Annotated in this window: 20 protein-coding genes and 3 tRNA genes; 14 read left to right on the top strand and 9 right to left on the bottom strand. The window is 62.2% G+C overall.

Annotation, left to right across the window (positions count from 1 at the left end; genetic code table 11):
• Positions 1-22: 22 nt before the first annotated feature.
• The 5 genes from BLT65_RS03780 (at position 23) to BLT65_RS03760 (ending at position 4,941) form a co-directional block, all read left to right on the top strand.
• Complete coding sequence (locus BLT65_RS03780; protein ID WP_042313274.1) at positions 23-946, top strand: YicC/YloC family endoribonuclease; 924 nt, start codon at positions 23-25, stop codon at positions 944-946.
• 16 nt (positions 947-962) lie between these two features.
• Complete coding sequence (gene gmk / locus BLT65_RS03775) at positions 963-1,643, top strand: guanylate kinase (protein ID WP_091774776.1); 681 nt, start codon at positions 963-965, stop codon at positions 1,641-1,643.
• A 62-nt stretch (positions 1,644-1,705) separates the two neighbouring features.
• Positions 1,706-1,909, top strand: a complete 204-nt coding sequence (gene rpoZ / locus BLT65_RS03770; RefSeq protein WP_006025620.1) for a DNA-directed RNA polymerase subunit omega — start codon at positions 1,706-1,708, stop codon at positions 1,907-1,909.
• A 74-nt stretch (positions 1,910-1,983) separates the two neighbouring features.
• Positions 1,984-4,365 (top strand): RelA/SpoT family protein, encoded by a 2,382-nt coding sequence (locus BLT65_RS03765; RefSeq protein WP_042313329.1) that lies wholly within the window; start codon positions 1,984-1,986, stop codon positions 4,363-4,365.
• Between the two features lie 84 nt (positions 4,366-4,449).
• A complete protein-coding gene (locus tag BLT65_RS03760) occupies positions 4,450-4,941 on the top strand; it encodes a phage protein NinX family protein (protein WP_091774773.1) in 492 nt (163 codons plus the stop codon).
• Between the two features lie 100 nt (positions 4,942-5,041).
• Here the strand turns inward: BLT65_RS03760 and BLT65_RS03755 are convergent.
• Positions 5,042-5,118 (bottom strand) — tRNA-Arg (locus BLT65_RS03755).
• Between the two features lie 95 nt (positions 5,119-5,213).
• Positions 5,214-5,290 (bottom strand) — tRNA-Arg (locus tag BLT65_RS03750).
• 120 nt (positions 5,291-5,410) lie between these two features.
• On the opposite strand from BLT65_RS03750, the gene greB reads away from it, so the two are divergent.
• A complete protein-coding gene (gene greB, locus BLT65_RS03745; protein WP_042313268.1) occupies positions 5,411-5,983 on the top strand; it encodes a transcription elongation factor GreB in 573 nt (190 codons plus the stop codon).
• A gap of 126 nt (positions 5,984-6,109) precedes the next feature.
• On the opposite strand, the gene BLT65_RS03740 is transcribed toward greB, so the two are convergent.
• Together BLT65_RS03740 and BLT65_RS03735 are read right to left on the bottom strand one after the other, a co-directional pair.
• A complete protein-coding gene (locus BLT65_RS03740) occupies positions 6,110-7,273 on the bottom strand; it encodes a porin (protein WP_091774770.1) in 1,164 nt (387 codons plus the stop codon).
• A gap of 534 nt (positions 7,274-7,807) precedes the next feature.
• Entirely contained in the window at positions 7,808-8,050 is a 243-nt protein-coding gene (locus BLT65_RS03735; protein ID WP_090838070.1) for a hypothetical protein, read from the bottom strand.
• A 407-nt stretch (positions 8,051-8,457) separates the two neighbouring features.
• Here BLT65_RS03735 and BLT65_RS03730 point away from each other — a divergent pair, with 407 nt between their 5' ends.
• Both BLT65_RS03730 and BLT65_RS03725 read left to right on the top strand, forming a co-directional pair.
• A complete protein-coding gene (locus BLT65_RS03730) occupies positions 8,458-8,661 on the top strand; it encodes a cold-shock protein (protein ID WP_007578158.1) in 204 nt (67 codons plus the stop codon).
• 326 nt (positions 8,662-8,987) lie between these two features.
• Positions 8,988-10,166, top strand: coding sequence for an exonuclease domain-containing protein (locus tag BLT65_RS03725; protein ID WP_091774767.1), 1,179 nt, complete (start codon positions 8,988-8,990; stop codon positions 10,164-10,166).
• Here BLT65_RS03725 and BLT65_RS03720 read toward each other — a convergent pair.
• Entirely contained in the window at positions 10,163-10,759 is a 597-nt protein-coding gene (locus BLT65_RS03720; RefSeq protein WP_091774954.1) for a chorismate mutase, read from the bottom strand. The two genes, BLT65_RS03725 and BLT65_RS03720, sit on opposite strands and share 4 nt — an antisense overlap.
• Before the next feature lie 330 nt (positions 10,760-11,089).
• Complete coding sequence (locus BLT65_RS47135) at positions 11,090-11,239, bottom strand: hypothetical protein (protein WP_042313253.1); 150 nt, start codon at positions 11,237-11,239, stop codon at positions 11,090-11,092.
• Positions 11,240-11,465: 226 nt separating this feature from the next.
• Between BLT65_RS47135 and BLT65_RS03715 the strand changes: the two genes are divergently transcribed.
• From BLT65_RS03715 to BLT65_RS03700, 4 genes are all read left to right on the top strand, one after another.
• Positions 11,466-11,846, top strand: a complete 381-nt coding sequence (locus tag BLT65_RS03715; protein WP_091774765.1) for a DUF2946 domain-containing protein — start codon at positions 11,466-11,468, stop codon at positions 11,844-11,846.
• 179 nt (positions 11,847-12,025) lie between these two features.
• The gene (locus BLT65_RS03710; RefSeq protein WP_091774763.1) at positions 12,026-14,407 is read left to right on the top strand and encodes a TonB-dependent receptor; all 2,382 of its coding nucleotides are present in this window, start codon (positions 12,026-12,028) and stop codon (positions 14,405-14,407) included.
• Positions 14,408-14,457: 50 nt separating this feature from the next.
• Positions 14,458-15,702, top strand: a complete 1,245-nt coding sequence (locus BLT65_RS03705; protein ID WP_425273099.1) for a sialidase family protein — start codon at positions 14,458-14,460, stop codon at positions 15,700-15,702.
• Positions 15,703-16,170 (top strand): thioredoxin domain-containing protein, encoded by a 468-nt coding sequence (locus BLT65_RS03700; protein ID WP_091774759.1) that lies wholly within the window; start codon positions 15,703-15,705, stop codon positions 16,168-16,170.
• 13 nt (positions 16,171-16,183) lie between these two features.
• Here BLT65_RS03700 and BLT65_RS03695 read toward each other — a convergent pair whose 3' ends face one another.
• Complete coding sequence (locus BLT65_RS03695) at positions 16,184-17,137, bottom strand: LysR family transcriptional regulator (protein WP_091774757.1); 954 nt, start codon at positions 17,135-17,137, stop codon at positions 16,184-16,186.
• Positions 17,138-17,230: 93 nt separating this feature from the next.
• Between BLT65_RS03695 and BLT65_RS03690 the strand changes: the two genes are divergently transcribed.
• Both BLT65_RS03690 and BLT65_RS03685 read left to right on the top strand, forming a co-directional pair.
• Positions 17,231-18,484 (top strand): CaiB/BaiF CoA transferase family protein, encoded by a 1,254-nt coding sequence (locus BLT65_RS03690; protein ID WP_091774755.1) that lies wholly within the window; start codon positions 17,231-17,233, stop codon positions 18,482-18,484.
• Entirely contained in the window at positions 18,477-19,616 is a 1,140-nt protein-coding gene (locus BLT65_RS03685; protein WP_091774753.1) for an acyl-CoA dehydrogenase family protein, read from the top strand. Before BLT65_RS03690 ends, BLT65_RS03685 begins: the two co-directional genes overlap by 8 nt.
• Before the next feature lie 84 nt (positions 19,617-19,700).
• Here BLT65_RS03685 and BLT65_RS03680 read toward each other — a convergent pair.
• Positions 19,701-19,776, bottom strand: a tRNA-Thr gene (locus BLT65_RS03680).
• Positions 19,777-19,858: 82 nt separating this feature from the next.
• Positions 19,859-20,875, bottom strand: a complete 1,017-nt coding sequence (locus BLT65_RS03675; RefSeq protein WP_091774751.1) for a class 1 fructose-bisphosphatase — start codon at positions 20,873-20,875, stop codon at positions 19,859-19,861.
• Positions 20,876-20,891 lie beyond the last annotated feature (16 nt).

Below are 20,891 nucleotides of genomic sequence, written 5' to 3'. Positions count from 1 at the left end.
GACCACAATCGCGAGACCCATCATGATCTACAGTATGACTGGCTATGCGAGCGCCACGCGCGAACTCGCAGCGGCAACGGGCAACGGCGGCATCAGCGTGTCCGTCGAATTGCGCACGGTGAACTCGCGCTTTCTCGATCTCAACTTCCGGATGCCGGAAGACGTGCGCGTCTGCGAGCCGACGCTGCGCGAAATGCTGATGAACAAGCTGTCGCGCGGCAAGGTCGATATCCGTATCAACCTGCAGCGCAGCGAGCAGTCGGCGAACGCAGGCGCGGTCAATCGCGACGCGCTGCAACAGCTTGCCTTGCTCGAGCGGTCGGTGCTCGCAGCGTTTCCTGAAGCGGGCCGTCTGCGCACGGGCGAAATCCTGCGCTGGCCGGGCGTGCTGGCCGAGAGCGGCGTGTCGCCCGAAGTGCTGCGCGATGCCGTGCTCGAATGCGGCAAGCAGGCAATCGGCGATCTGATCGACGTGCGCGGCCGCGAAGGCGCGCAACTCGCGACGATGCTACTGAACAACGTCAGCGAGATGGAAGCCATCGTCACGAAGATCACGCCGCTCGTGCCGGAGTTGATCGCAAAGCATCAGCAGAAGATCGTCGAGCGTTTGCAGGAAGCGCTTGGCATCGCGGCGCCGGACCAGTCGGCGACGATCGTGTCGCGCGAAGAGATCGCCGAGCGCATCCGTCAGGAAGTGACGATGTACGGCATTCGCATCGACATCGCGGAAGAACTGTCGCGCCTCACCGCGCATCTGAACGAAACGCGCCACGTGATTCAAAAGGGCGGCAAGGTCGGCAAGCGTCTGGACTTCATGATGCAGGAGCTGAACCGCGAAGCGAACACGCTGGGCTCGAAGGCGGCCGCGAAGGAACTCGCGGATTCGTCGATGACGCTCAAGCTGCTCATCGAACAGATGCGCGAACAAGTACAAAACCTGGAGTAACGGGAGTCTGACCAGCATGACCGAAACCAAACGCGAAAGCAGCGCGCCGCGCAATCCGTACGCAGGCGTCTATCCCGGCAACCTGTTCATGGTTGTCGCGCCGTCGGGCGCCGGCAAGTCGACGCTCGTCAACGCGCTGCTCGCGCGCGATGCGGCGATCCGTCTGTCGATTTCGTACACTACGCGCCCGCCGCGTCCGAAGGAGCAGGACGGCGAGCACTATCACTTCACGACGGTCGAAGACTTCCTGCTGCGTCACGACGCGGGCGAGTTTCTCGAAAGCGCGGAAGTGCATGGCAACTACTACGCGACGTCGCGCGTGTGGATCGAGGAGCAGATGAAAAGCGGCCATGACGTGCTGCTCGAAATCGACTGGCAGGGCGCGCAGCAGGTGAAGAAGCAGTTTCGTAATGCCGTCGAGATTTTCATTTTGCCGCCGTCGCTCGAAGCGCTCGAAGAGCGCCTTAAGAAGCGCGGCCAGGACGAGCCGAACGTGATCACGCGACGTCTTCTCGCAGCGGGCAGCGAGATGGCGCACGCGGCGGAAGCGGAGTATGTCGTGATCAACGAAAACTTCGATCGCGCGCTGGCTGAACTGCAATGCCTCGTGTCGGCGACGCGCTCGCGCTTCGCATCGCAATACGCGCGCCACACGGACCTCTTCATGCAGCTCGGCATTCACTTGCCGCACGCGTGATACGGGCGAGGTCGGAAGGACATAAGGTAGAATAACCAACATACAGAGAAGGAATTTTCAACATGGCCCGCATTACCGTCGAAGACTGTCTGAAACAGATCCCGAATCGCTTCGAACTGGCGCTTGCCGCGACCTATCGCGCACGTCAGCTCGCTCAAGGCCACACGCCGAAAATCGAAAGCCGCGACAAGCCCACCGTGGTCGCGTTGCGTGAGATTGCGGCCGGCCAGGTTGGCGTCGAAATGCTGAAGAAGGTGCCCGTCTAAGGCACGCTTCAACGTTTGACGTCATGTAACTCAACCCAATGCGTGCAGACGGCACTATCGACACGGAGGCGACCATGAGCACCGACCCCTCGCCATCCGCAACGGAAGTGGACCACGCTGCCCACGAACACGATAGCGACTCGCCATCGTCTGCACGCAAGTACATCGACGCGGTCCTCGAACAATCGTTTCGCCATCTGTTCGGACCGACCGCCACGCCGGAGCAGCCGCGCCGGCATGACGTCGTCTCCATCGCCAAGCTGACCACTGCGCTTTCGGACTACCTGAGCCCGGAAGAGATCAAAGAGGTCAAGGCGGCATTCCACTTCAGCGACGAAGCCCACCTCGGGCAATATCGTCAAAGCGGCGAACCCTACATCACGCACCCTGTTGCCGTCGCGGAAACGTGCGCGGCCTGGAAGCTCGACGCGCAGTCGATCATGGCTGCGCTGCTGCACGACGTGATGGAAGATCAGGGTGTGACCAAGACCGAACTCGCGGAGCGGTTCGGCCCGAAGGTCGCGGAACTGGTCGACGGGTTGTCGAAGCTGGACAAGATGGAGTTTCGCAGCCGCGAGGAAGCGCAGGCGGAAAACTTCCGCAAGATGCTGCTCGCGATGGCGCGCGACGTGCGCGTGATTCTCGTGAAGCTCGCGGACCGGCTTCACAACATGCGTACGCTCGGCGCCGTGCCGCCGGAAAAGCGCCGCCGCGTTGCGCGCGAAACGCTCGATATCTACGCGCCGATCGCGCACCGGCTCGGCCTGAACAATACCTATCGCGAGCTGCAGGACCTGAGCTTCGCGAACTTCAATCCGCACCGCTACGCGACGCTGGAAAAAGCGGTGAAGGCTGCGCGCGGTAATCGCCGCGAAGTGGTCGGCAAGATTCTCGAATCCGTCCAGCGTGCCATCTCGGACGCGAAGCTCGACGCCGAAGTGACGGGCCGCGAGAAAACCATCTTCAGCATCTACAAGAAGATGCGCGACAAGCAGTTGTCGTTCTCGCAGGTGCTCGACGTGTACGGCTTCCGTGTGGTCGTCGAGAACCCGCTCGAATGCTATACGTGCCTCGGCGCGCTGCATGCGCTCTACAAGCCGGTGCCGGGCAAGTTCAAGGACTACATCGCGATTCCGAAGGTCAACGGCTATCAGTCGCTGCACACCACCTTGGTTGGCCCGTTCGGCGCGCCAATCGAGTTCCAGGTGCGCACGCGCAAGATGCACGAGATCGCCGAAGCGGGCGTCGCTGCGCACTGGCTGTACAAGAACGGCGGCGCCGATCTGAACGACGTGCAGAAGCGCGCGCATCAGTGGCTCAAGTCGCTGCTCGACATTCAGAGCGAAGTCGGCGATTCGAGCGAATTCCTCGAACACGTGAAGATCGACCTGTTCCCGGATGCCGTCTACGTGTTTACGCCGAAGTCGAAGATCATGGCGCTGCCGCGCGGCGCCACGGCGCTCGACTTCGCGTATTCGATCCACAGCGACCTGGGGAACCAGTGCGTCGCCGTGAAGATCAACAATGAACTGCTGCCGCTGCGCACCGAGTTGAAGAGCGGCGATATCGTCGAAGTGATCACGGCGCCGTATTCGAAGCCGAACCCCGCGTGGCTCGGCTTCGTTCGCACCGGCAAGGCGCGCACCGCGATCCGCCACTATCTGAAGACGATGCGCCTGAACGAGTCGGTGCAGCTGGGCGAACGTCTCGTCGATCAGTCGCTCAAGGGCTATGGGCTCGCGCTCTCCGACGTGACGCCGGAAGTGTGGGACAAGCTCGTGCTCTGGACAGGCAACAAGAATCGCCAGGAAATCTTCGCGGATATCGGTCTTGGCAGGCGTGTGGCGGCCGTGATGGCCAAGCGAATCGAAGTCCTGATGAACGGCCGCGAAGGCCACGACGGCGACGACGATCACCCGCGCGAGCATGGCACGTCGACTGCGCCGCCCGTGGTCATCACGGGCACGGAGGGGATGTCGGTGCAACTGTCCGCGTGCTGCCGCCCGATTCCCGGCGACGACATCATGGGCTACATCGGCATCGGCCTTGGCATGGCGATCCACACCACCGATTGCCGCGTCGCGCAGCGCATTCACCGGCGTGATCCGGGCCGCTGGATCGACGTCGCATGGGCGCCGCAGCCGGGCCGCCTGTTCGATGTCGCGATCAAGGTGCTGGTCAAGAATACGAAGGGCGTGTTCGCACGCGTTGCCGCGGATATCACGTCCGCCGACGCAAACATCGTTCACATTGCGATGGACGAAGATCAGTCGCAGGAATCGACGGTGTTGCGCTTCGTCATCCAGGTCAGCGACCGCGTACACCTGGCCAACGTGATGCGCCGCGTGCGGACCAATCTCGACGTGATGCGCATCGCGCGCGAACGGCCGAGCGAAGAAGGGCATCGTCATCACGACGGCGGCATGCGGATCGACCGCGAGCGCGCCGATTACTGAAATCGAAGTTGGGAGGCGGGCGCGTCGCTTGCACTTGTTTTGCACGATGACGCTCCGCCTTTGCCTGTCCACAGGAACAACGCGATGAACGTAGCTGATCTCTCCGATCTGGCGCTCGACTACTGGGTCGCCCGCAGCCTGCACGACTTCGTGCGCGAAATCTACTTTACCGACAGCGGGCGTGTGGTCTCGATACGCGGCAACGATCGCGGCCGTCCGTGGGATGGGCGCTTTACGCCGTCGACGTCATGGGAAGCGGCGGCCGTCGTGCTCGAGCGCGCGCAGCGGCTCGAAGTGCGCGAGCGCACGCGCGATGGCGCGGCACATTGCGTCGCGGACTTCGAGGGTGGCCACCGCACGGTGTCCGCGCATGGCGAATCGCTGCGTATCGCGCTTCTGAGGGCGTTCGTGAGCAGCCAGTTCGGCGATACCGTCGACGACGTTCTCCGCCAGCCGCAGTCGCTGTTTGGCACGCGGGCGACGCCGATCGGCGAGCAGACGGCGGCGCTGGGCATCGAGAACGAGCTGCCGAAACCGGATGGCGAGATCGGCGATATCAAGTCGGCGCCGCGCTGAAGCAACGGACCGTTCGTGGTTGCCAGGAAAGTTGCCGCGGAGAGAGAAAAGCAGGAAGGGAAAAGACAAAGGGCCTTCCGGATGGAAGGCCCTTCATGGGTGGCGCGGCTGGCAGGATTCGAACCCACGACCCCTTGGTTCGTAGCCAAGTACTCTATCCAACTGAGCTACAGCCGCACGCTAAACTTGAACTGCTTGGGCAACGCATGCTGCTTTGCGTACACCCCGGTGAAACGAAAGGGCCTTCCCGGAGGAAGGCCCTCGTAAAAAAGTGGCGCGGCTGGCAGGATTCGAACCCACGACCCCTTGGTTCGTAGCCAAGTACTCTATCCAACTGAGCTACAGCCGCACGCAGAAATGAGATTATAGCAAGGTATCGGAAAAAGGGAAGGGGCGCCCGGGAAATTTGTGACAGCAGCCGTATCATGTAGGCTAGAGATGCGGATGTCCGCTTCAATGCTGAACCACCATGAATAAAGCCTTTGTCAAAGAATCGACTGACGAGAACGACGACGATCTCGAAGCCGCGCAACCCGAGATGCCCGCGGGCGCGAAGAACTACATCACGCCCGCCGGCTACCGGCGTTTGCGCGACGAGTTGCTGCACCTGATCGACGAGGCGCGGCCGGAAGTGGTGAAGCTGGTGTCGTGGGCGGCGTCGAACGGCGACCGCTCGGAAAATGGCGATTACATCTACGGCAAGCGGAGGCTGCGCGAAATCGACCGGCGTATCCGCTTTCTCACCAAGCGTATCGATCTGGCCGAAGTCGTGAATAGCAGCCGCCAGGAAAACACGGATCAGGTGTTTTTCGGCGCGACCGTCGAATACGCGACGGAAGACGGCGAGACGCATACGGTGAGGATCGTGGGCATCGACGAGGTGAATCTGGATGAAGGGCACGTCAGCTGGATTTCGCCCATCGCGCGGGCGCTGCTGAAGGCGAAGGTCGGCGATCAGGTGACGCTGCATACGCCTGCCGGGCCGCAGCCGATCGACGTGCTCGACGTGGCGTATCCGACGCGTGAAGAAGAGGAGGCTTGAGTCCTCGCCCGTCTGAGAACGCGTAGGCCAATGCCGCGGGAAGCGGGTTCGACCGAGCGCCGAAGCCCGGACGAAAAAAAGGCGCCGCAAGCGGCGCCTTTTTCATGCTGCAAGTACTGCTGATGCTTAGAAGCGGTGACGCAGACCAGCCGTCACAGCAACTTGCTTCTCGTTCGCCGAAGCGTTCAGGCCATTGATGTTGGCGTTGACGAGCGTGTTTTCGCTGACTTGCTGGTATTCGCCCTGCAGGTACACGTCGGTACGCTTCGACAGCGCGTAAGCCGTTTGCAGGTTGAACTGGTTCCAGTGCGGGTGCTCGCCAGCCAGGCTTGCCTTCGTGTACGTGTACGAGCCAGCGATGCTGATTGCCGGCGTCAGAGCGTAGCGTGCGTTCGCTTCGAAGTTCTGGAAGTGACCGCTGTCGCCGCCGAAGCGGTTCTGCAGACCCTGGTTGCCCGATGCGCCCTGGTTGATGCCAGCCATCTTCGACAGGTTCGTCTGCGAGTACACGAGGCCGACCGTTGCCGGGCCGAACGTGTAGTTGCCGCCTGCGCCCCACGTTTGCTGACGGCCAGCGAAGAACGTGTTGTCGCCGTTGACTGCGCCGCCGGTGTTGAACGCAGCAGCCGAGCCCGTCGAGCCGTTGCTGTTCAGTTGCAGGTAAGCAGCAGCGAAGTTGAAGCCGGCGAAGCTGTACGACGCACCCGCGCTGTATGCACGGTTGTTCGAGAAGCCGTCAGCCTGGTTCGAGAAGCCGTACAACGCGCCGAACTTGAAGCCCGCGTAGTTCGCGCTCTGGTATTTGACCGAGTTGTTGACGCGGAACGAGTTGTTCAGGTTGTCGTTGTCGAACGGGTGGGCGAACTGCGTGCCACCGTATTGCGTGCCCGTCAGCGACAGCGGACCAACGTAGTCGACCATGCTGTCATATTGACGGCCGAGGGTCACAGCGCCGAACTGGTCGCTTGCCAGACCAACGAACGCCTGACGGCCGAACAGACGGCTTTGCTGCTTGAGCGTGCCGTCATTGATGCCGAAGCCGTTTTCCAACGTGAAGATAGCCTTCAGGCCGCCGCCGAGGTCTTCAGCGCCACGCAGGCCGAAACGGCTGCCGTTCACCGAGCCGCTCGTCATCTGGACGTTGCTGTGACCTTGGCCCGGAGCGGTTGCCTGGTTGTTGGTATACGTGATGCCGGCGTCGATCAGGCCGTACAGCGTGACGCTGCTTTGAGCGTGCGCAGCGGTTGCGAAAACGCCCGAGAGGGCCGCGACCATGAGAGTCTTTTTCATCTTTGTAACTCCGAGAACAGGATGGGTTTTGGAAACCCAGGCTTGAAGGAAACTTCACGCGAATGCTGCGAGAGGCAAGGTCGCGTGAACAACGCACGGTGACCGGCGTGCGTTCGTTTCCGGGTAGGCAAAGTGTAGAGACGTGACCCGCCCGATGGCCGTTCCGAAATCAGCAATAAAGTATTACGTGATAGGAAATTATCGAGATGGAGGCTTAAAGCCTTATTGATAAAGGCTTTGCGGCCGATTGGCTCGTGCCAGCCCCAGGTGTCAACCTTTGCGCGTTGTTCAATTACGACATGAAATGACGTGCAAAAACAACGCAAAAATCGCTGAATAGCGATTGTTGTCAGCTCTGCAATAGTTGATTGCGAGAGTCGAAGCTAATCAAATCCACCACGAGCGCTATACTGAAATCTCTGCTTTTCGAAGCAGACTTTTTCGTTGACGAAAAAGATCTCCAAACCTTTGTCGGCGCGACTTCTCAAGAGTCGCGCTTTTTTTTGCTTTTTTGCCTCCGGCGATTGCGTTGACTTATTGACGCTTTCCATCCGGGCTAACCGGGGCGAATTCGAGTCCCGGCGTCAGCGTCCAATCTTCGATCACGTAATGACGCGCGTCCATTGGGGATGACAGCAGGTTCTGCCAGTGGTCGCCGTGCCACATCGGGTCGAACTCCAGCAGGGACGGGCGTTGCGAAGCTGTTTCGGAGAGCGGTGCGCCCTTCGTGGATGGCAACAGTTGTGCGGCGATGCGGCGAAGGGTATCGAACAACATGGCATTTCTCCGATTGCAAACTGCTGGCTGAAATCTTGCGTTTGACAGTTCACCTTAACAAGTCGTGAAAACACTTACGAATGACACGTTTTGTTACATACCGGAAAAGTTTTCTGACATCTAATTGTTAGACAAGTCAGATCGGCAATTCAGACCGGTTGGAATTATGAGCCAGCTGAATAATTCCTGACTTTATGTTCGCTTTAACAGCGTATTTGACGTGCATCCAGTTTTCGATTTGAAACCGCTTGACGCTCATATCCGCTTCGCCTTATAAATGCTTTGCTGGATTTCCGATGGCGAAACCTTGATTGTGCATCGCGCATATATTCACGGTTTACGGAATCGTGAATCGTAATCGGCATTAACGGCATTGCCTGTCTTATCAAATTGAGGAAAAGTGGAACATGGAAACGGGTATCGTCAAATGGTTCAACGATGCTAAGGGCTTCGGCTTCATCACGTCCGATGCGGGCGGCGAGGACCTCTTCGCGCACTTCTCGGAAATCCGCGCGGACGGCTTCAAGTCGCTGAAGGAGAACCAGCGCGTGTCGTTCGAGGTGAAGGCTGGACCCAAGGGCAAGCAGGCTGCGAACATCCAGCCGCTGTAATACACGGCTGAGCCGCTGGCTCTCAGGATAAACCCTCGCTTGCGAGGGTTTTTTATTGGCTGCAATCCAGAATTAATCCTCTCAGGTCAGTCCGAAGGAGAATGCTTCGAAAACTTCCGACAGGTTCTTTCGACTGCACATCAATATGTCATATTCGTGTAATCCCTGATTGATGATTTATTTATGGTCAATCAGCCGAATAAATATATTCCCGCCGACCTCTTTGCCGATCGTGCCTTGTTTCCCGCTGTTCGAGATTGCCCGCGCAACGGCCGCCGCCGATAGGGCATACTTGTGCAAAGTTATGCATTGCACAGTTTCCTCACATGTCTGAATTGCTTCTGTCTGAACCGGCCCTCGATGTGCCGATTGTTTTTGTCGACCTGGAAACGACGGGCGGTTCCGTCGGCGATCACCGGATCACTGAAATCGGCGTTGTCGAACTGGGGCCGGATGGTGCGTCCACCTGGACCACGCTCGTCGACCCCGGCCAGCCGATCCCGCCTTTCATCCAGCAGTTGACGGGCATCACCAACGCCATGGTGCGCGGCGCGCCCACCTTCGAGTCGATTGCAGCGGATCTTTTCGCGCGGCTCGACGGCAAGCTTTTCATCGCGCACAACGCGAATTTCGACCGCGGATTTTTGCGCAGCGAGTTCCAGCGCGTGGGCTTCACGTTCAATCCCGACATGTTGTGTACCGTGCGGCTGTCGCGCGCGCTTTTTCCTGCTGAAAAGCGTCATGGCCTCGACGCGCTCGTGGAACGGCATGCGCTCGTGCCATCGGACCGGCACCGCGCACTCGCCGATGCCGATCTGCTCTGGCAGTTCTGGCAGCGGTTGCACGGCCTCGTTCCCGTCGAGGTGCTACGTGCGCAAATCGACAAGACCATGCGCCGGTTCCGGATCGCGGGCGATATCACGGAAGATCTGCTCGATACCGCGCCCGCCGGCTGCGGCGTCTATGCGTTCTATGGCGAGAACGACGCGCCGCTATACGTCGGACGAAGCGTGCGCGTGCGTCAGCGTCTGCGCACGCACCTGACGGGCGAGCGCCGTTCGTCGAAAGAATTGAAGCTCGCGCAGCAGGTGCGCCGCGTCGAGTGGCGCGGCACAGGCGGAGAAATCGGCGCGCTGCTCGCCGAAGCGCAAATGATCGCCGCGCTTCGCCCGCCGCATAACCGCGTGCCGCGTGTGAGCCGCGCCGATCCCGTCGACGCCCCCTGGCCTTACGACGGCGCGATCGCATTCGAGGAGCGGGACGCGGCCGAGGGCTCGCGTGTTTTCCATGTCGTGGATCAGTGGCGCTATCTCGGACACGCGCCGTCGCTGGCCGAGGCATCGACGCTGCTCGCCGGGAGCGTGCTTGGCGCGTTCGAACTGTCGACGTGGCGCGTTCTGCAGTCGCATCTCACGCGCGGCCTGAGTGTGCTGCCGCTCAGCCGTCCGGCCGTGGAGCCCGCCGCAGGCGCCATCCTCGCAGCGGCGCCCGCCGACGCAGCCTAACCCGTCGCTCCGACGCCGCCCGATTCGCACACGTGCCCGAGCGCGCGCGTCAGCGCTGCGTTGCGGGTGTTGTCGTAGCGAGTGAGCGACTTCCAGTTGTCGATGCCGCGCGCGACGCGCGTCGGGCAATCGTCCTGCGCGTGCAGTGTCTGAACGCGCGCGAGCGCGGTGATCAGCGATTGCGTCAATTTATCCAGCTGTGGCCTGAGGCTCGTCGCGAGATCCGGTGCCGCGCCTTCGGGCGGGCGGCTTGCACGCCACGTGTCGAAGAGCGCGTTCTGCACTTCCTTGCTCGCATCGATCTGATCCTGGAAGAACTCATGCGCAAACGCTGGGTCGACGCCCGCGCGCGCTGCACGCTTTTCGACGTCGGCGAGCAAGGCCTGCTCGCGCGGCGTATCGGTGATCGGCTGATGATGCGCCCACTTGTAACGCGCGACAGGCTCGGCAAGCGACAGTCGCTGCGACACGAGTGCAATCAGATTCGTCAGCGCGGTGTCGTCGCCGTCGGCGCGGGCGGACACCGGCGTGAAGGCGAGGGCGGAAGCGAACAGGATCGCGCCAAGCGCGCCGATGAGATTCGGACGGGTCATGAGCTTGATGCAGCACGCGGCCGCAGAAGAGATAAAGGAAAAGACAGAAGAATAGACGAAGCGCGGGAAGATGCGCCATGCATGCGCAACACGCGAAGGCAAAGCGAAGGAGAGTGAGAGGTGAGTGTCGAACTCGAACGGGCGTGCGCACCCGCGACACAATGACGCGTCGTCAGCGGCGCTCAGCAGAACGAAATCAGCGTTGAGCCAGGCCGGAACATCGGCGCGCGCCAACGCCACGCCTCAATCGATGAAGCGTATATACGCGCATCAGCACTACGCGCATGCATCAGCTGCGCGACCCCGATGCTGCAATGCACAGGTCGACCGTTACTTCGACTCGCACAACTTGCGTTGTTCGTCAAAGAACGCGCGAACATGCTCGGGCAGTTCGGCGACCAGAAACTCAACGCCTGCAGGTTCCGGATCCGGGCTGAGCACCTTGTCGGGGGTCGGAATCTTTGGCGGTCTGCTATCCATGATGGTTCTCCTTTACGAATTCATTATGTCCCTCAGCGCGTATGGCGTACCAGCGCTGCCGCATACAGCCGATGTTTTGGCGCGCTCTTTGTTGCTTTAACGGCACACGCTCCCAGGGATTGAAGCGCCTTGTTTAAAATTTGACGATTGTCGGTATTGCAGTACGTCTAAAGACTGTCTCGCGGCCGCTTGCTATACTGCGCGCGCTCACTTTTTCCAAGTCGCGATGACACGTTCGACACGCTGGATCGGCCTCGTATGGCTGGCGCTGGTACTCAATGTACTGTCGCCTGTCATCGGCTATGCGCGTGCTCCGGGCGCTCAAGGCCCGCTGTCTGTCGAGCTTTGTCACGCAGCCGGTGCGCAGAACGTCGTCATCGATCTCGATGGTTCGCACGACAACACGTCGAAGACGCACCTCGTCGTTCCCCACTGTGTCTACTGTCCGGGCTTTGCCGCCAACTTCGCGCTTGGCGGCAGCGTCCCGTTCGTTGTGCCTTCCGTTCGCGCGCTTGCTTACTCGCAAGCCATCGAGCCGGAGGCCATTTTTGTGCGCCGCAGCGTACGCGTCGCACAGCCTCGCGCACCACCTGTCCCGTCGATCTGAAGCTAGCTGTCTCAGCCAGTCCGCTTGCCCGCGCCTGACGTCGTTATGACGTAGCGGGCGGCGGGCCGCCATGCGCGCCTCTTTGTCCCGAGTGCTCCGTCCGCCCGTGTTCTTCACACGGCGCAGCGCGGCGACATCCGGGTCGGCATGGCGCCTTCGATCACGTCCACAGGACTCATATGCGCATCGTTTCCGCTGCGCTGTCCGCACGCACGCGGCTATCGCTCGCGTGCGCGGCAGTGTTCGCCGTTCAACCCGCCTGGGCCGACGAAAGTACGACCGATCGTGCCGTCATCGACCGTTCCGCGTCCGATACTTCGGTCTCCCATCCTTCTGTAACGAACAGCTCCGCGAATTCGTTGACGGAACCCGCCAACACATTGCAGGCCGTCAGCGTGACAGCCGCGCGCGCCGCGCCGGCGTTCGCGCCCGATACGCCCGGCGTCGTCGAGACCGTCACGCGCGAGCAGATCGACGCGCGCAACATCGTCAACACGGAAGACGCGCTCAAGTACGCGCCGAACGTGATGGTGCGCAAGCGCTTCACGGGCGATCGCAACTCGGTATTCGCCGGGCGCGACTTCAACGAGTTGCAGAGCGCGCGGGGTCTCGTCTATGCCGACGGGTTGCTGCTGTCGAATCTACTGGGCTCGAGCTACGCCTATCCGCCGCGCTGGTCGTTGATCGCGCCCGACGACATCGCGCAGGTCGAAGTGCTGTACGGCCCGTTCTCGGCGCTGTATCCGGGCAACTCGATCGGCTCGACGGTGCAGATCACGACGCGCAAGCCGGAGAAGCTGGAGGCGTCGCTGGATACGCAGCTTTTCACCCAGCATTACGACGACGCGTACGGTTTCTCGAAGAACTTCGGCGGCAATCACGAGACGGCGCATATCGCCGATCGCGTCGGCCGTTTCTGGTATTCCCTGACGCTCGACCGTCTCGAGAACAACAGCCAGCCGCTGCAGTATGCGAGTCCGAGCAGCACGTACAACGCGAAGCTCGGCACGCCCGTCGCGGTGACGGGCGCGGCCACCGACATCGGCCCGAACGGCCAGCCGCGGGTGATCGTCGGTCCGCAGATGATGGAGCGCACCGAGCAGATCAACGAAAGCGTGCGCATGGGCTACGCGATCACCGATCACGTCGACGCGACGCTCACGCTCGGCCATTGGGAAAACCACTATAAGGACCGCGCGCAGACGTTTCTGACGGACGCCGCCGGCAACCCCGTCTATGCGGGCAACGTGACGATCGGCGGGAAGAACTACACGATCTCGCCGACGGCGTTTTCGCCCGCGAACGGCGACCAGGAGAACTGGCTCTACGCGTTCGGCCTGAACGGACGGCTCGATTCGGGCTGGAAGCTGTCGGGCATCGTGTCTGCGTACGACGTGTCACGCGACACGCTGCGCTCGTCGACGACGGCGCCGCCCGCCGCATATGGCGGCGGCCCCGGCACGATTTTCTACGGCGACGGCACCGGCTGGCGCACCTTCGACCTGAAAGCGGAATCGCCATCGTACGCGGGCCATGCGCTGACGGTCGGCTATCACTTCGACAACTACTTCCTGCGCAACAAGACGTACAACACGCCCGACTGGCTGAACGGCTCGCCGTCGACGCTCGCCAGCACCTATCGCGGCGACACGCGCACCCAGGGGCTGTACGGCCAGGATGCCTGGCGTTTCGCGCCCGGCTGGCTCGCCACGCTTGGCCTGCGCTACGAGCGCTGGGACGCGTACGACGGCGCGCTCGGCAACGGCTCGTCGACCTTCGGCTACGCGGACCGCAGCGCGAACGCGCTGTCGCCGAAAGCGTCGGTGCAATGGCAGGCGACACAGGACTGGCTGTTTCGTCTGTCGTTTGCGACGGGCACGCGCTTTCCGAGCGTCGCCGAGCTGTTCCAGGGGACGATCTCGAACAACGCGATCGTCAACAACAATCCTGGGCTGAAGCCGGAAAAGGCGATCGACTGGGACTTCACGGCGGAACGCGACGTCGGCGTGGGTGTCGTGCGGGCGAGCGTGTTCCAGAGCGACTTGCGCGACTCGATCTACAGCCAGACGACCGTCAGCGGTTCGACGACCGTCACGAACATCTCGAACGTCGACCGCGTGCGTGTGCGCGGCGTAGAACTCGCCTTCTCAGGACAAAACGTGCTGCTGCACGGGCTCGATCTCGACGCGAACGTGACGGCGACCCACTCGAAGATTCTCGCCGACGCGGCGAACCCATCCTATGTCGGCAAGCGCTTTCCGCGCATTCCCGTGGTGCGGGCCAACCTGCTCGCGAACTACCACTTCACGCAGCAGTGGCAGGGCAGCGTGGGGCTCCGCTACTCGGGCCGCCAGTACAACACGCTCGACAACAGCGACATCAATTCCGACGTCTACGGCGGCACCAGTTCGTTCTTCGTGATCGATCTGAAGGCGCGCTATCAGGTTGGCAAGCACTGGCTCGCGTCGGTTGGCATCGACAACCTGACCGACCGCCGCTACTACGTCTTTCACCCGTATCCGGGCCGCACGTTCTACGGAGAACTCAAATGGATGCTTTAAGAAAATGGGCGGCCGTGTGGGCCGTTGGCTTCTCATTGACGCAGCCGCTGATGGCGCATGACGCATCGGGCGACCCGCACGCCGCGCATGGCATGCAGATGGACATGGCGGGCAGTAAGGGCGGTAAGGACGGCATGGGCGGCATGAACATGGGCGCCGCCGCCGCGAAGCCCGCGAAAACGCCGCTTGCGACTGGCGCCGCGTTTGATGCGAAGCATCGTCTGTGGGTTGCGTGGGTCGAGGGACAACACGTCGTGGTTGCGCATTCGGACGATCGGGGCCACACGCTGTCGCCGCCCGTCACGGTCAACGCGATGCCGGAGCCGATCTACACGAGCGCCGAGAATCGTCCGAAGATCGCCGCGAGCCCCGACGCGAAGACGATCTACGTGACCTGGTCGATGCCGCTCGACGCGCCGTACACGGGCATGGTCCGCTTCTCGCGCTCGACGGACGGTGGCGCGACGTGGAGCGTGCCCGCCACCGTGCATGGCGACCGGCAGCCGATCACCCATCGCTTCGATTCGCTGATCGTCGACGGGCAAGGGCGCGTCTTCGTTACGTGGATCGACAAGCGCGATCTGACGCTGGCGAAAAAGGCGGGCAAACCGTACGACGGCGCGGCCGTCTACTTCGCGGTATCGACGGACGGCGGGCAGACGTTCCAGCCCGAACGCAAGGTCGCCGACCATACGTGCGAGTGCTGCCGCATTGCTCTCGCGCTCGACAGCGAAGGCCGCGTGCAGGCCATGTGGCGCAACGTGTTCGAAGGCCAGATCCGCGATCACGCGCTCGCCGTGCTGCCCGTCGACGCGCAGCAGCCCGTTGTGCCAGTGCGCGCGACGTTCTCCGGCTGGCATATGGAGGCGTGCCCCGAGCACGGTCCGGCGCTCGCGATTACGCCGGACGGCGTGCGCCACATGGCGTGGTTCAGCGTCGTCAATGGACGCGCCGATGTCTACTATTCGCGCCTTTCCGCCGACGGCAAGCCGATTGGCGAGCCGTGGGCGTTCGGCGATACGGGCAAGCCGGACGAGCAGGCATCGCACGCGGCGTTGATCGGTCAAGGCAAGACGCTGTGGCTTGCGTGGAAGGATTTCGACGGCGACACGGTGCGCCTGATGCTGCGCCGCTCCGACGACGAAGGCTCGCACTGGAGCGCGCCGCGCACGCTCGCGCAGACGGCGGGCGGCAGCGACAACCCGCAGTTGCTCGACGACGCAGGCCGCGTCTATCTGTCGTGGCGTACGCAGAACGACGGCTACATGCTCGTGCCTGTCGAGGAGGCGAAGTAAATGAAGCGCATCTTGCTGTCGCTCGCGGCGTTCGTTGTCGCCCTGAATGCGCAGGCCGTCGATCTCAAGCCGCTGCGCGCGCCCGACGTCGACGTGGTGCTCGCCGCTTCACAAGGCAGGCCGCAGATCGTCGAAATCTGGTCGCTCGATTGCAGCTATTGCCGCGAGAACACGGCGCGCATCGTCGAATGGCAGAAGAAGCATCGCGACGTGCGCCTGACGATGATCGCGATGGATTCCATCGACGACAACGCGGCGGCGCTGTCGCAAGTGCTCGCGACACTGCCGCTGCCGCCGCGGACCGCGCTCTACGCGAATGCCGAGGCGATTCCCGAGAAGCTGCGCCGTGCGCTCGATCCGAATTGGCGGGGAGAGATGCCGCGCACGCTGCTGATCGACATGCACGGCGGGCGGCAGGCGTCGAGCGGGTTGTTACAGCCCGCGACGCTCGACGCGTGGCATCGCTAGCGTGCTATGTACGCTATGTGGATGGCGCAGTGCGGCGGCGCGTGTCCACCGCCTTGTTCGTTTGTCCCGTGCGTTTTGCCAACGCCTGGTTGACCGCGTCGCGCATGCATTGCGCGACGAGTTCGGATGCTTTCGTGCGCGACGCGCGAGCGGGCCGCGCAATCACGAGCGGCTGGCGAATCGTCTCTTCGCGGATGGGCCGCTCGATCGCGCCTGACGTTGCGGCCTGATCGCCTTGCGTAATCAGCAGCGACACGCCGAGCCCGTTCGCGACCATCCCGCGCACGAGTGCCAGCGATGTCGCCCGATAACGCACTTCGGGCGCCAGCCCGCACTGCCAGAACGGCGCCATCAGAAACTCGCGGCTGTGCGGCAGATCGATCAGGATCAGTGGCTCTTTCGCGAGGTCGTGCAGCGACAGCCTGCCCGCTTTCTTCGCGAGCTTCGAGTCCACCGGCACGAGCGCGTAGGGACGAAGTTCCGCGAGACATTCGCGTTCGATATCGGCGGGCAAGCCGACGTCGTACATCAGCGCAAGTTCGATACGGCTGCTGCGCAACGCATCTTCGAGTTGCATGAGATCGCCTTCGATAAAGCGTATCGACAGATCCGGGAAGCGTGCGCGCGCGATGCGCAGCAATTCGGGTAGGTAAACAGGCGCGATCGTGCTGAATACGCCAATCTGCACTTCGCCCGCTGCGGCGTCGCCGCTGTCATCGGCTTCGAACGACGCAGCGGCGTTCAGCAGTTGATGCGCCTCCGCCAGCTTGCGCACGCCGAAGCGCGTCAACGTCATCTTCGCGCCCGACTCGCGGGTGAACAGCGTGTCGTCGAACAGCGCTTCGAGTTCGCGAATGGCCACAGAAATGGACGGCTGCGACACGTTCAGCAGTTTTGCGGCCGCTGTCGTGCTGCCCGTTTCGGCCGCCGCCGTGAAATAACGAAGAAGCCGCAACGAGACACGCATCAGAAAATCCTATAGGTGCTAGTTTGATTCCATATTTTACTTGATAGCCTGTGCGGCCGAGAATCATTGCATCCCTGCTGAAAGGAGCATTCGATGCAACGTTCGAATCTGCCGCTGGAAGGCCTGCGCGTGATCGATTTCTCGCGCGTGCTGGCCGGCCCGTATTGCGCCGCGCTGCTCGGCGATCTGGGCGCCGATGTGATCAAGATCGAGCCGCCTTCGGGCGACGACTATCGCGCCGTCGGCCCGTTTGCGGCAGACGGCGAGAGCGGTCTGTTCTCCGCGATGAACCGCAACAAGCGCAGCATCGTGCTCGATCTGAAAACGCAAGCGGGCCGTGAACTCGCGCGCGCGTTGTGCGCTGATGCCGATGTCGTCGTCGAGAATTTCCGGCCGGGCGTCGCGGACAGGCTGGGCATCGGCTACGCGGATTTGAGCGCCGCGAATCCGTCGCTCGTGTATGCGAGCGTGTCGGGCTTCGGGCAGACGGGTCCCGAATCGCGTCGCCCTGCGTACGACATCATCTTGCAGGCGATGTGCGGCCTGATGGACGCAACCGGTTCGCCCGACGGGCCACCGACGATGATCGGCGAGTCGGTGTCGGACGTCGTCAGCGGGCTGTTCGCGTCGTGGGGCGTGCTTGCCGCGTTGCTGGGCTGCGAGAAGAACGGCAAGGGCACGCATGTCGATGTGTCGATGTTCGACGCGACGCTCGGCCTGAGTGCGACGCTCGTCGCACGCTACGCCGCGACGGGGATTGCGCCGCGCCGCGTGGGCAACCGGCATCCGTCGTCGGCGCCGTTCGGCGCGTATCGCGCAGCCGACGGCTTCTATGTCGTCGCGGTGCTGAATAACAAGCTATTCACGGCATTCGCGCATGCGATCGGCGCGTCGCATCTCGCCGACGATCCGCATTTTGCCAGCGATGCATCGCGCTGCCGTCACGAAGCCGATTTGCGCGCGACGATCGAGACGTGGTCGTCGGCGCTGACCGTTGATGAGGTCAATCGCATTCTCGGCGCAGCGGGCATTCCCGTCGCGCCGATTCGCAATCTTCAGGAGGCGCTGGAAAGCGATCACGCTGCGCATCGTGCTTTACTGACCGAGGTGCAGCGAGACGGAGGACATACCAAGCGCGTGCCGTCGCAGCCGGTGAAGTTCTCCGCGTACGGGGCCAATTGCGTGTCGCCTGCGCCGGCGCTCGGCGAACACGCCGACGCGCTGTTGCAGCAACTCGGCTATGACCCCGACGACATCGCGTCGTTGCGCGAGCGCGGTGCGTTTGGCGTTCCCGCAGCAGCCCACGCGAGTGATGTGAATCGCAACGAGGAGAGAGATCATGCATAAGCGGCTGGGCATCGAAGACAGTGACCTGGAGATCGCCGATGCGATTTCGCGTTTCGCACAAAGCGAACTTGCGCCGCGCGCCGCGCAAGTCGATCGAGAGGAGCTTTCGACGACGCGTTACGTCGCGCAACTCGCCGAACTGGGTGTAATGGGCATGAACCTGCCGGAGCGATGGGGCGGGGTGGAGGCATCGCCGGTGGCGCTCGTGCTCTCGCTGGTGGAGATCGCGAAGGCATGCGCGTCGACTTCGTCGATGATCGGCGCGCACTACCTCGCAACCGATTCGATCCTGATCGGCGGCGACGATGCGTTACGTGATCGCTATTTGCCCGACGCGGCCAGCGGCAAAAAGCTCGGCGCGTTTGCGCTGACCGAGCCGCGCGCGGGCTCCAATCCCGCCGACATGGCGACGCGCGCCACGCGCGAAGGCGACGGCTACCGGCTCACGGGCGTAAAGCACTTCATCTCGAACGCCGATGCGGCCGGTTTTATCGTCGTGTATGCGAAGACCAATCCCGAGGCGGGCACGCGCGGAATCAGCGCTTTCGTGGTCGACCGGCATATGCCGGGCGTCGATGTCGCCCCAGCCGAAAAACTGATGGGCATTCGCGGCGCGCCCGCGCACGAAGTCGCGCTCGATTGCTTCGTCCCCGCCGTGAACCGACTCGGCGCGGAAGGCAGCGGCTTTCGCACGGCGATGAAAGTGCTCGACAACAGCCGGCTCGATGTGGCCGCAACGTCTATCGGGATTGCGGAAGCGGCGTTGTCAGCGGCGATTGGCTGGCTGAAAGAGCGGCGGGTGGGCGGCGAGCCGCTGTCGAACCGGCAAGGTCTGCAATGGACGATCGCCGACATGAAGACGCGGCTCGAAGCTGCATGGCTGCTAACCTTGCAGGCGGCCGCAAAGCGCGCGGCGGGGGAGCCGTTCACACAGAGTGCGTCGATGGCGAAGCTGTATGCATCGGAGATGGTTGCGTTCGCTACCGATGCAGCGTTGCAGATGCATGGCGGCTACGGCTTCACGCGCGAGATGCCACTGGAGCGCTATGTGCGCGATGCGCGGATCTTGCGCATCTACGAAGGGTCGTCGGAGATTCAACGGACCGTGATTGCGCGGTCGGTGTTGGGATGAACGGCGCTACGCACGCAGGACACACGTGAGCGGTAGAGAAAAGCAAAAAGCCCAGTCACGAGGACTGGGCTTTTTTTAATCTGCTGGTGCCGGAAAGAGGAATCGAACCCCCGACCTTCGCATTACGAATGCGCTGCTCTACCGTCTGAGCTATTCCGGCGCCTTTGTCGCTTTCGTTTAGTTCGTCAGCAACGAAGAAGCAAGATTATAGAGTGCTCTGTATCGGCACGCAAGTGCTTTTCTCAACTTTTCTTTTCGAGATGATAGCGGGTCACGCGATCGACTTCGTTCTTCGAGCCGAGGAACACCGCGACGCGCTCATGCAGGCTCTTCGGCTGGATGTCGAGAATGCGCTTCTCGCCGTTGGTCGCTGCACCGCCAGCCTGCTCGACGATGAACGCCATCGGGTTCGCTTCGTACATCAGGCGCAGCTTGCCGGGCTTCGACGGATCGCGCTTGTCGGCCGGATACATGAAGATGCCGCCGCGGTTCAGGATACGGTGGACGTCCGCGACCATCGATGCGATCCAGCGCATGTTGAAGTCCGACTGGCGCGGACCGTCCTTGCCTGCGTTCAGTTCGCCGATGTACTGCTGCACGGGCTCAAGCCAGTGGCGCTGGTTCGACGCGTTGATCGCGTACTCGCGCGTCTCGACAGGAATACGCATGTCGCTTTGCGTGAGTACCCAGGAGCCCAGCTCGCGGTCGAGCGTGAAGCAGTTGACGCCGTTGCCCGTGGTCAGCACCAGCACGGTTTGCGGGCCGTAGACTGCATAGCCCGCCGCGACCTGTTGCGTGCCTTGTTGCAGGAACGACTGTTCCGTCGGCTGCTGGCCGTCAGGGCAGCGCAGCACCGAGAAGATCGTGCCGATCGAAACGTTGACGTCGATGTTCGACGAGCCGTCGAGCGGGTCGAACACGAGCAGGTATTCGCCCTTCGGATAGTTCGCGGGAATCGGGAAGAACTGTTCCATCTCTTCCGATGCCATGCCGGCCAGGTTGCCGCCCCATTCGTTGGCTTCGAGCAGAATTTCGTTCGACAGGATGTCGAGCTTCTTCTGCACTTCGCCCTGCACGTTCTCGCTGCCGGCCGTGCCCAGCGCATCACCGAGCGCGCCCTTGCTGACGTGATAGCTGATGGCCTTGCACGCGCGCGCAACGACTTCGATCAGCAGGCGCAGATCGGCAGGCAGATTGTTGTTCTCGCGCTGCTGCTCGATCAGGTACTTCGTAAGGGTGGTACGACGTTGCAAAGACATTGCAGTACTCCGGAGA

Origin of the sequence: Paraburkholderia steynii (assembly GCF_900100565.1) — a bacterium.
GTDB classification, from domain to species: Bacteria; Pseudomonadota; Gammaproteobacteria; order Burkholderiales; family Burkholderiaceae; genus Paraburkholderia; species Paraburkholderia terrae.
The sequence above is the reverse complement of the archived record's forward strand: the minus strand, read 5'-3'. Positions and strand labels throughout refer to the sequence as shown.